This window comes from Stakelama flava (assembly GCF_019351405.1).
Lineage (GTDB): Bacteria > Pseudomonadota > Alphaproteobacteria > Sphingomonadales > Sphingomonadaceae > Sphingomonas > Sphingomonas flava_A.
In genome coordinates, this window is the sequence record NZ_JAHWZX010000023.1 from 1 (window position 1) to 10,939 (window position 10,939).

9 protein-coding genes and 2 pseudogenes are annotated in these 10,939 nt (G+C 61.8%); 5 read left to right on the forward strand and 6 right to left on the reverse strand.

Annotation, left to right across the window (positions count from 1 at the left end; translation table 11 throughout):
- Nucleotides 1-308: pseudogene (locus tag KY084_RS15630) on the reverse strand (transposase); the annotation flags it as partial.
- Between the two features lie 207 nt (nucleotides 309-515).
- Here KY084_RS15630 and KY084_RS15635 point away from each other — a divergent pair.
- Complete coding sequence (locus KY084_RS15635) at nucleotides 516-1,085, forward strand: alkaline phosphatase family protein (RefSeq protein ID WP_219239409.1); 570 nt, start codon at nucleotides 516-518, stop codon at nucleotides 1,083-1,085.
- A gap of 111 nt (nucleotides 1,086-1,196) precedes the next feature.
- Here KY084_RS15635 and KY084_RS15640 read toward each other — a convergent pair whose 3' ends face one another.
- The 4 genes from KY084_RS15640 to KY084_RS15655 all read right to left on the reverse strand — a co-directional run bounded on the left by KY084_RS15640 (nucleotide 1,197) and on the right by KY084_RS15655 (nucleotide 6,883).
- Nucleotides 1,197-2,420 carry an MFS transporter gene (locus tag KY084_RS15640; protein ID WP_219239410.1) on the reverse strand — a complete coding sequence of 408 codons (1,224 nt, stop codon included), beginning with the start codon at nucleotides 2,418-2,420 and terminating at the stop codon, nucleotides 1,197-1,199.
- A gap of 29 nt (nucleotides 2,421-2,449) precedes the next feature.
- Complete coding sequence (locus KY084_RS15645) at nucleotides 2,450-4,669, reverse strand: TonB-dependent receptor (protein WP_219239411.1); 2,220 nt, start codon at nucleotides 4,667-4,669, stop codon at nucleotides 2,450-2,452.
- 41 nt (nucleotides 4,670-4,710) lie between these two features.
- Entirely contained in the window at nucleotides 4,711-5,916 is a 1,206-nt protein-coding gene (locus KY084_RS15650) for an aromatic ring-hydroxylating oxygenase subunit alpha (RefSeq protein ID WP_219239412.1), read from the reverse strand.
- 85 nt (nucleotides 5,917-6,001) lie between these two features.
- Nucleotides 6,002-6,883 carry a DODA-type extradiol aromatic ring-opening family dioxygenase gene (locus KY084_RS15655; RefSeq protein WP_246587283.1) on the reverse strand — a complete coding sequence of 294 codons (882 nt, stop codon included), beginning with the start codon at nucleotides 6,881-6,883 and terminating at the stop codon, nucleotides 6,002-6,004.
- Nucleotides 6,884-7,028: 145 nt separating this feature from the next.
- Here KY084_RS15655 and KY084_RS15660 point away from each other — a divergent pair, with 145 nt between their 5' ends.
- From KY084_RS15660 to KY084_RS15670, 3 genes are all read left to right on the forward strand, one after another.
- Nucleotides 7,029-7,943 carry a LysR family transcriptional regulator gene (locus KY084_RS15660; protein WP_219239414.1) on the forward strand — a complete coding sequence of 305 codons (915 nt, stop codon included), beginning with the start codon at nucleotides 7,029-7,031 and terminating at the stop codon, nucleotides 7,941-7,943.
- A 116-nt stretch (nucleotides 7,944-8,059) separates the two neighbouring features.
- The gene (locus tag KY084_RS15665; protein ID WP_219239415.1) at nucleotides 8,060-9,289 is read left to right on the forward strand and encodes an aromatic ring-hydroxylating oxygenase subunit alpha; all 1,230 of its coding nucleotides are present in this window, start codon (nucleotides 8,060-8,062) and stop codon (nucleotides 9,287-9,289) included.
- 47 nt (nucleotides 9,290-9,336) lie between these two features.
- Nucleotides 9,337-9,831, forward strand: coding sequence for a VOC family protein (locus KY084_RS15670; RefSeq protein ID WP_246587284.1), 495 nt, complete (start codon nucleotides 9,337-9,339; stop codon nucleotides 9,829-9,831).
- Nucleotides 9,832-9,974: 143 nt separating this feature from the next.
- Here KY084_RS15670 and KY084_RS15675 read toward each other — a convergent pair whose 3' ends face one another.
- Entirely contained in the window at nucleotides 9,975-10,274 is a 300-nt protein-coding gene (locus KY084_RS15675) for a hypothetical protein (protein ID WP_219239416.1), read from the reverse strand.
- A gap of 73 nt (nucleotides 10,275-10,347) precedes the next feature.
- Between KY084_RS15675 and KY084_RS16510 the strand changes: the two are divergent.
- Nucleotides 10,348-10,762 (forward strand): annotated as a pseudogene (locus KY084_RS16510) (transposase); the annotation flags it as partial.
- Nucleotides 10,763-10,939 lie beyond the last annotated feature (177 nt).

The following is a 10,939-nucleotide window of genomic DNA, read 5'->3' on the forward strand; positions in this document are numbered from 1 at the left end:
CCAGCGGTGCCGCCAACTGTGCACAAAGGCGAACCTCACGGCCTTTGGCTCGCGAAGAACTGAGTTGCCTTTTTTAGTACCTCCCTCTCCTCCCGGAGCACACGGTTCTCAAGGCGAAGCCGCTCATTCTCTCGAGCTAGATCTGCCTGCGGCGCTGCCACAAGGTCAGAAGGACGATAATGCGACACCCATTTGTTCAGCGTCGATTTGCCGATCCCCAAATCTGACGCAACCCGCTCGCGCGGCAACCCACTGGTCAGCGCAATGCGCACCGCCTCCCGCTTAAACTCTTCACCATGCTTGATCATCTCGTCGGTCTCCTTGAACGAGCAATATGCTCTCAAGTGACCGGCGCAAAACCGTTACAAGTCCAATGTTCTCTGCACATCGGTAGTGTGACCGCTGCACCCGGTGCGCACCGGATAGCACACTGCTTTGTCCTAGGCGGCGCGGACAAATTTGAGCCAGTATCTAGCGGCGGCGAGATGGACTATTCCTAGGAAACTGTTGGCCAGTTGATCGTATCGGGTGGCGATGGCGCTGCTGATATGGGCACCGGCTTCGATGCGCTGGCCAAGGCGCATGATCGCCCCGTCTATGCAAAGCTTGCTGATGTGCCCGCCACGACTCTGCGCCCCATCGTCCTGGGCGACGACATGGACGTGCATGCCGCCACCTCGCGCGCGCTCGACATCCTGCAGGCGTCGGACGATCGCTACATGCTGATGGTTGAATGGGATGCGCACACCGACGATCCGAAAGACGGGCTGCAGCATGTGGCCGATTTCGATGCGCTGATCGCCAAAGTCGAACAGCGGGTCGACCTGTCGGACACGCTTCTGCTCTTCACCGCCGACCATTCCTTCGGCTTACAGGTCGATGGCGGCCGGCGCGGCAGCCCGCTTCTGGCCGTTTACGATGCGTGGAAGGCCGCCGGCGGCAACGAGGACGAGAATCTCATCCGGCTAGACAATGTGCTGTTGAACCATAGCCACACGGCCGAGGAAGTGCCCGCGCTGACCATTGGTGCAGGATCGGACAAGGTGCGCGGCTATCTGCCAGCACCCAGTTGTTCCACATCATGATGGAAGCGCTGGGCTGGGATGCCGACCAGGCTACCAACCGTTAAGCGCAGGCTAGGCGTCGGCTCCGGCACCCAGCCCGGAACGCCGACGCCCAGCCTTTCGCCCCGTCCGCTATTCCACCGGCCCCATGAACCGGTAATGCGGCAGGGCGAGGATGGCGATGCCGTTCCATGCCAGCAAGGGAACGATCGCCAGCAATCCGGCAAGATAGCTTCCGGTCAGGTCATAACAGATGTTGAGCAGCACCGCCGCCGCCGCCGACACCAGAAGGGCAATCCCGAAGATCGTGCCCGATATCGCGCCCAGTGCATGGCGGCCGAAATAGCGTGAAAGCAAGAAAGTCACCGCGCTGAATTCGGCGCCAAGCGCGATGCCCAGCAGCACGCCCGCCAGCATCAACAGCGCCATCTGATCGCCGAGGATCAGAAGCAAAAGCCCGATCGCCCCGGTCAGATAGCACGGCGCCAGAATCAGCGGCCTGCGCGTTCGGTCGAGCAGCATGCCGACAGTCGGCTCCCATATGGCGCAAGTCAGCGCGAACAGGACCAACACCGTCGTCCCCGCCCCGATCGACAGGCCGCGATCCACCAGAAACGGTTCGATCGTGGCGAACAGCGCCTGCAGGCAACCCCCGCCCAGCGGCACCGAGGTGACCAGAAGCCAAAACATCGGCGTTCGAACCGCTTCGCCCAGCGTCATCCCCTCTGCCGGAATGCCTTGCTGTTCGGCCTTTTCTACGGCCGGCGTGCGGATAAGGAAATACAGGATCGGGAAACCTACGGCGAAAGTGACGAGTCCAAGGCCCAAATACGCTTCTCGCCAGCTGTGGGTAATCAGCATCACCGCAACCAGCGCGGGCAGGACCGCCGATCCCACCCCATTGCCGATGCCGCCCGCGATACCGATCAACAGGCCGCGCCGCTTGTCGAACGCATCGGCCAGCAACTTGGCGATCACCATGTTGCTGGCAAGGGCGCCGATCACGCCGACCAGCAGGAATTGCAGGTAGAACAGACCGTGGCTGGCGCCGGTGAAGGCCAGAAGGCCGATCGCGACCGCCAGGAGAACATTGCCGGCAAGAATGATCCGCCGCGCCCCGAACCGGTCGGCCAGCCGTCCAGCGGGGGCCGACCCGAGCGCATTGCCCAGCAAAACGATGGCCAGCGCCCCGCTGACCACCGATCGCGGCCAGCCGAATTCGGTGGCGATTGGCACCAGGAACAGGCCAAAGGTGGAAATGATGCTGGGCGTAACACTCAACATGTTTCCGACGGTGGCGGCCACCACCAGCCCCGCGCCGCCAGACGCGCTGGGCTGCGGCAGATCCGTTGCCATCGCCTCGCTTCGGCCTGCCCCTGTCGCCATCAGAATTCGGCGCCCAAGGTCACGCCATAGGTCCTTGGCGCCGCATATTGGATGTAATCGCCATTGGTCTGCGATGCGAGCGTGGCGGCATAGTCCTTGTCGAGCAGGTTCTGCCCCCAGAACTTGATGCTGAGCCCATCGTCGATCTGGCCCAGGCGCAGCGATGCGTTGATCAGGCTATAGGCCTCTTGCTTGAGCCGGTTGTCCGGCTCGGCGAACCAGCCATCGTTATAGCTGTAGGTGACGTTGGCATCGAGCTTGATGGCACCGATTTCGCGCGAGTAGTTGAACGATGCAAAGGCCGTGAACGGCGGCGCCTTGGCCAGCCGATTGCCCTTCGCCCCATCCTCAAGCGTGGTATAGGTGGTGCCCCCATCGGGCAGCCCAACCGGGACCGAGATCGGCGCATCGGGGAAATCGTCATACTGGCTGTGCAGCGCTTCAAGCCCGCCGGTCACGCTGAATTCGCGGGTCATCGCCCATTCCAGCTCGGCATCGATGCCATAAAGCGTTGCCTTGCCGCCATTGATGATGACCAGGCTGCCGTCGGGGTAGGTCGTGGTCTGCATCTTGTCGTATTTATACAGGAAACCCGCCACGTTCAGCCGCAATTGCCGGTCGAGCAATTCGCTTTTCACTCCCACTTCGAACGCGTCAAGCCGTTCGGGTTCGATATAGAGCGGATAGAGCGTGGGATCGGCATTGTTGAAAGTTCCGCTCTTGTACCCCCGGTTATAGGATGCATAGGCCATCACGTCGGGGTTCAGCTTTTGCGAAACGGCAAAACGCCACGACAGGTTGCGGAACGTCTTCGCCTCGGTCACGTCGACCGAATCGAAGCCGAAATCGGGCAGCGTTTCCACGAAGTGGATCTTGCGCTGTTCGATCGAATAGCGCAGCCCCGCCGTCAGCGACAGGCCGCCATCGGTTTCATAAGTGCCCTGCCCGAACAATGCGCCCGATTTCGTAACGCGGTCCGGTGCCTGCAAAATGCCCGAAGGCAGGCCGTAAAGCGCGAAGGATTCTCCGCCAATGGTCGTCTGGTTCAGATAACCGGCGCGTTCCCAAAAGTAATAGGCACCAATCACCCAGTTGAGCGGCCCCGGATCGATCGATCCCAGCTGGAATTCCTGCGAGAACTGCCGATGCGGTTCCTTGCCGGTGATGAAGAAGGTCGTCCCCGGCTCGGCCGTGAGCGTGCTGTCGAACAGGGAATCGTAGTCGGTCTCGCGAAAGGCGCTGATGCTCTTGAACGAAACGCTGTCGAAATCCTGTTCGAGTGTGGCCGACACGCCCCACTGCGAGGCATGCAGATAGGGCTGCGGATCGCCGTAGACGTCGCGCGGATCGCTCGCCACCGGGGGATTGAACTGCGGGATGGAACCCGGCGCGGGCGCAAGCGTGGGAATGCCGTCGGTCTCGACATAGTCGGCGGCCAGCAACAGGCTGGAATCCACGGTCGGCTCCCACAGGATCTTGCCGCGAATAGCCAGGTTTTTGGTGCGGTCGACGTCCTTGCCATTGGCCAGGTTGGTACCATAGCCATCGCCCTGCCGCGAATAGCCCACCGCCAGATTGGCCGCCACGTTCGAAGCCACGCCGCCGGTCATATAGGCCTGCGCCGTCACCGTGTCGTAATTGCCATAGCCGATCGACGCCTTGCCGCCGAAATCATAGTCGGGGTCCAAGGTGCGGACCTGGATCGCGCCGCCGGTGGCATTACGCCCGAACAGCGTGCCCTGCGGCCCCTTGTCTACCTCGATCGCGGCAATATTGTTGAGCGACAAGAGGCCACCCGCCTGCGCCGCGTAATATACCCCATCAACATAGGTGGCGATCGGGTTTTCAAAGCCCGGCCCGGTGGCATTGGTACCCACGCCCCGAATATAGGGCTGCGAATATCCCACCACGTTCGAGAAAACGAGCCCCGGCACGACGGTGCCGATGTCGGACAGATCGTCGATGCCGGCGCTCTCCAGGTCGTCGGCGCTGAAGGCGGCGATCGCGATCGGCACGTCCTGCAGGTTTTCATCGCGCCGCTGCGCGGTGACGACCAGGTCGGGCAGGCGCCCATCGGTGCTGGCCGCAGGCTCGTCGGCCTCTTGCGCCATCGCCGCCGGCGCCGAGAGCGCCACGCCCAAAACCAGGGCCGTACGCAGTGGTATACCGACCATCGCCCTGCCCGTCACACCCAAGAATACCGGAATTCGATTCACCATGCCCGCCCTCACTCTGTTTGCATTATTGGAGTGTATAGCCCTCAGGTTCCCATTGTTTTTTCTATGCTTTCGATCACCATCTTCTGGAATTCATGGACTGCGACCTCCCAATAGGGCGAGAAGCGCGTATCGACCCCGGCGGCGTCGCGTGCGTCAATGGTGGCCTGCGTGCCTTCGACGAAGGGATAGTCCTGCGGAACGACACTCAGCCAGGTGTCCATCACGCCGGCGCGGGCCTCTTCCAGCGCCGGATCGGTGGCCATGTCGCCGTCATAGTAAAGATGCAGCTCAAGCCGGGTGCGCGATGCGCTTTCCGGCATCAGCAGACCCAGCATCAGATGATCGGGCGACACCAGCACCGTGCCCGTGGGATAGACGTTGAAGACGACCATCTCGCTGACCGGGCGGCCATCGCCGGTCTTGAGCACGAGGCCCTCACTCTCGCCATCGTCATCGCCCGCCTCGCCGACACCTGCTTCGCCGCCGGACAGGTCGACAATGCCGCCCGCATATGTGCCGGCGTGGATGAAGGGCGTGGAATTGCGAAAGTTCTGCGCGCCCAGTTGCGGATGGCCGAAGGGCAGGTGGTAATCCTCGATCCCGCCCTCGGTGGCGAGCTTCCAGTTGCCCTCGTAATATTTGTCGACCCGGCCGCCATGGCGCAAATTGCCGAAATCGAAACGCGCCATCGCCTGTTCGAGCGGCGCGATATATTCCTCGAACGGTTGGGCCTGCCCGTTAAGATTGATGAACACATAATCGAGCCAACGACCGACCGGGATAGGTTTCAGCCCCAGTTCGGCCTTTTTGAAACCGTCGACCCGACTGGTCTTGGGGCCGCCCAGTTCGGGCATGGCTAGCAGATTGCCTTCCAGGTCATAGGCCCAACTGTGCCAGGGACAGCGCATCCGGCTCATCCCCTTGCACGGTTCGCTGACCAGCCTCATCGCGCGGTGGCGGCAGATATTGTGGAACGCCTTGATCGCGCCGTCCTTGCCGCGCACGAGGATGATCGGAAAGCCGACGAAATCAAGCGGCAGCACATCGCCCGGATCGGGGATCGCCGCCCCGACCGCCACGATGCTCCAGCTGCCCGGAAACAGGGCCTTCTTTTCCAGCTCGTAAAATGCCTCGCCATAAAATGCGCCCGGCAGGCCCCTGGCCTGTTCGATCGGGCGAAACAGCGCTTCGCGCGCCGCGTGAATTGCGCCCGCGTCGATCGCTTCGGGCCAGGCAATATTGGACATCGTCACTTCCTGTTGAAAATTCGAACCGGACCGGGGGCTGGACAAGCGGACCGGCAATTGGCAAGTCGCGCGCTGTAACAGCGGTTCACGGATGAAGTCTTGCGGCAAGCTCCCCGCTGCCCGCATTCGCCCGATCCCAGCGCCCGGCCCCTTCGCCAAAGCAGAAAGCCGATTGCGGATTGCCCAGAGTCTTGGCGTTATAGACCCGCGCGGCGCGATCGCCCCCACCCGCGCCGGCCACGATGAACAGCGGCAGCAGATGTTCGGGCGTGGGATGGCAGGTGCTGGCAAAAGGCGCATTGCGCCAGCCTTCCAGCGCGTGCAGCCGTTCGGCCTCGTCCTCGATTTCCATCGCCGAACCCAGCCATGCATCGAAAGCAGCCGAGGGTTCGGCCTGCCCCGGAATGCGTCCCAGAATGCCGGGAATATTGTGATAGCTCATACCGCTGCCCACGATCAGTACGTCCTCGTCGCGCAGCGGCGCCAGTGCCTTGCCTATCGCCGCAAGATCGGCCACGTCCACCCCGCGCGGAAGCGAGAGTTGCAGCATGGGCACATCGGCATCGGGATAGATCAGCAGGAACGGGACGAAGACCCCGTGGTCGAGCCCGCGCTCTTTTTCAAGATTGCAGGCAAAGCCCGCGCCGGTCAGCAATTCCTGCACCCGCGCGGCGACTTTGGGAGAGCCGGCCGCAGGATATTCCAGCTCGTAAGTGTGCTTGGGAAAACCGAAATAATCGTAGAGCAGCGTGTTCTTTTCGACTGACATCACTGTCGGACTTTCGGTTTCCCAATGCCCTGAGATGACCACTACCGCCTTGGGTTTGCGCCCGACACCATCAGCGACCGAACGCAGAAACGATGCCATCGAATCCCACATGTCGGCCGGGAAACCCGGCCCCCAGTCCATGAAAAAACATGGCCCGCCACCATGCGGCACGAAAAGGGTCGGCAAACGATCTGTCAAATGATTATCCTCATGCGCAAGAAAATTACCGCGAAGGCTCGATTTCCGAAGCCAAAGACTGCTAGGCGCACGGCAATGCGTATAGGCGCAGACTGCCGATGAGTGACATAGCCGTGAGTTATGAGGTGCAATGGAGAACCCCGCGATGAGCGCGCTTGACCGCTTTGCCCGCAATCTGGACTGGAACCTGCTGAAATATTTCACGCAGATTGCGCGGCAGGGCGGCATCGGCGCGGCCGCCACCAGCCTCAACCTCAGCCAGCCGAGCGTGAGCGCGGCGCTGCGCAAGCTTGAGGATCACGTCGGGGCCCAGCTGGTCATCCGCTCGCCCCGCGGTATCCAGCTGACCGCGGTGGGCGAGGCATTCGCCGAGGTGTGCGAGCAAATTCTGGCGCGGATCGACGAGATGCCGACCACCGCGCGTGAACTGACCGGCGCGGTCGGCGGCTCGGTGCTGGTCAAGACGATCTCGCATGTCGCCTCGGCCTCGCTCGATGCCGGGCTGCTGGCGTTTCGCGCCGAATATCCCAATGTCGAGCTGATGGTCGAAACCGCGCCGTGGGAGGATATATCGCAAGGCCTGCTGGAGGGAAATCTCGCCATCGGCGTCGGCTTCGACGATATCCAGCATCCCGCCTTGCAGCGCACCGTGCTGACCTATGAGAATATCCAGATCTATTGCGCCAAGTCGCATCCGCTCGCCTCGCGCATCGTGGAAGACCCGGCCGACTTGTCGGATGAGGCCTTCGTCGCCTATAGCGCGGGCGAACCGGCGGCCCTGCGCGCGTTTCGCGAACGTCACGATCTGGGCGGGCGCGTGGTGGGCTTTGCCAATACGGTGCATGACGCGGCCTGGCTGATCGGGCTTGGCGTGGGAATCGGCATGTTGCCCGAACCCGCCGCCGATGCGCTGGGCACCGATATCGTGCCGATCCTGGGCCGGTCGATGATCCCACGCCTTGCCATCAACCTGTTCTGGCGATCCGACCTGCAGGATCGGGCCAGCCAGCTTCTGGTCGAAGCCATCATCGCGGAAATCGACGCGCGCACCCCGCAATAGCCGTCACCTATGACGGGCATATCGACGATACGGCTACACGCGCCGACGCCCCGGCCTCTAGTTGTTCCAGCATCAGCAATCGCTTGGAACGATGACAGGAAGGGGCGCCGCACAGCATGGCCGATCACAGACTTGACGCACAGGCATTCGCCGCAGCGCGGCGCGTAATCGAAGGATCGTCGAAGGTCGGCGAAGATTTTGCCACCGCCGAGATTTTCCCGGCCGAAGCCTATACCGGCGAGGATTTCTGGCGGTTCGAGCGCTGGGCCCTGTTTGAACGCGAATGGCTGTGCGTGGGCCATGTGAACCAGCTGCCCGAACCCAACACTCATTTCATGATGACGGTGGTCGAAGAACCGCTGATCGTCTCGCGCGATGACAAGGGCGAGATCCATGTCCTGTCGGCCATTTGCCAGCATCGCGGCCATCCGCTGCGCGACGGGCTGGACCCGGCCGACGACAAGGGCCGCTGCGCACGCTCGAAACTGCTGGTGTGCCCCTATCACGCGTGGAGCTACAAGCTGGACGGCAGCCTGATGGCGGCGCCCGGCATGTCGAAGACCGCCTCCATCGCCGAACTGCGTGACCGTATCCGCCTTCCAAGGATCCGGCATACGGTGTTCCACGGGCTGATCTTCATCAATTTCGATCCCGACGCCACGCCGCTGGAAGGCCAGCTTGGCAAGATGGGCGAGCTGATCGCGAATTTTCACCTGGAGCAACTGGTCCCGACGCCGACGGTGTCGTCGGGCACCATCGCGTCGAACTGGAAGATCTATCAGGAAAACTCGCTCGAACCCTATCACACCGATGTCGTGCATCGGAACTCGCACAATCCGGCGCCGGCGCATCTCTCGCGCTTTTACGACTGCACGCCCGATGATGGAGCGATCTACACCACCACCGGCTTTTCCGCCGATGCCGAACTGTTCACCGCCGACGGAAGCGAGGAACTGCCCCAGATCAAGGGCCTTGCCCCCGACGAGCAGAACCGCATTCTCTTCATCTCGGTCCTTCCGATGCTGTTCCTCCTGTTCGAACCGGGATCGGTGCTTGTCACCATTGCGCTGCCCGGTTCAGCAGGGACGATGGAGCTGCTCACCTTCTCGCTTTATCAGAAGGATGCCGCCGAGCACCCCCGCTTTGCCGATATCAGTGCGGCACAGGCGAAAGCGCTGACCGCCATCGTGCAGGAGGATCTCGTCACGCAAGAGGCGCTGCAGCGCGGGCACCAGTCGCGCTTTACTCCTCCGGGCGTGCTGTCCTGGCTGGAAACGACGATCCCGCAGATGAACGGCTGGCTATTGAAACGTTACCGCTCTGCGCTGGAAGCGGCCGAGGCCTGAACTGCCCTTCCCTACCCCGACACTCCCGACAGAATTGACCGGAGCCCATGATGAAGCGTCCAAATTTCCTAGCCTATGTCGACTTCGCCAGCACCGATGTGTCGGCCACCGGCGATTTCTACGATACCGTACTGGGCTGGAAGCATGACCGACAGATGGAAGGCCTGTATCACCGCATGCTGCCGGGCGGCTTCTTCACTGGCAGCGATGGCAAGGATAGCGAGATCCGCCATCTGCACATGGGCATCTTCGACGCGGCCAACGCCCGCCCCCATCCCGAAACCAACGGCGTCGAGCCGCGCACCCTAGCCAGCGAAGGCCGACGCGCGCGCATCTGGGTGGAGGTCAGCCCCGACGACAGCCACGATCGCATCATCGCCGAGGCCGAAAAGCGCGGCGCCACGATATTGTGGCGCAACCATATTTTCACCTGCTTTGGCGGGCTGACCGATGCCTTCCGCGACCCATGGAACAATGAGGTCGTGATCTGGACCGAAAACGCCGACAGCCCCGACCTCGCGCCGCATATCACGCGCGAGTGATCGCAGCCAACGCCCGTTTTGACTGGCGATCAACCTTTTGAACATCCTGCCACAGCGTTCCACCGGACAGCTGCGGCAGTGACTTCGCTTTCAAGCTCGCCAACAGGGTCGCAAGTGAATCACCGCCTGCGGTTGGACCTGTCTCACCGGCCCGCGTTATCAGATGATCCCAAATCGTCGTCTGGAGGCAACGCTGAGCGAATGCGCTCAACAGCATTCTCCACATTGCGTGACGATTCTTCATTCTGAAAGTCAAAATGCAGGATGCGAAAGACCCTCAGAAAGCGCCACAATCGCTCGTCGTCGATGGCCTCGTCCGGACGTTCGGTCAGGATCTCGCGAACGGTTTCCATGAATTCGCGCTGATCCTTGTGCGCGAAATCCTTCAGCGCAATGCGCGCAAAAAAGTCCTTTGCTGACGGGCTATGCTCAGCCCATGTCAATGCAGACTGTGACGTGCTCCCCTGGAATGTGACTGGTTTTTGGTAGAGTCCGACCCAAAGGAGTCGGACGAGAATGAAGCGAAGCAGGTTCAGCGAGGAGCAGATCATCGCTGTTTTGAAGGAGCAGGAAGCTGGGATGCCGACGGCGGACGTGTGCCGTCGTCACGGGATCAGTTCGGCGACCTTCTACAAATGGAAGTCGAAGTATGGAGGGCTGGAGGTGTCCGATGCCCGTCGGCTGCCTCAGCTGGAGCAGGAGAACGCGCGGCTGAAGAAGCTGCTGGCGGATTCGATGCTCGACAACGCCATGCTCAAGGAGATCAGCGCAAAAAAATTCTAGCGCCGGTGCCAGGCAGCAGGCGGTGGCTCATCTTCAGGAGGTCTTCGAGGTGAGCCAGCGCCGTGCCTGCACGGTGCTGGTCGTGGACCGGCCCATGGTGCGTTACGTCAGTCGCCGGCCCGACGATGCGAAGGCGCGCGAGCGCATGCCCCCAAGTCGGTTGTTGCCATAACGCCCAGCAATAGGCATCAAAACGGCCCGAGGCTCTTCTCGTAGCTGGTAGAAACTTCGGGCTCAGACCAGTTGAGAGCTGACTCTGGCGTGGAGCCTCTGGAACGGCAGCTTACCGCCATTTCGTTCTCCAAAGGAGCCTTTCCGGATCGTC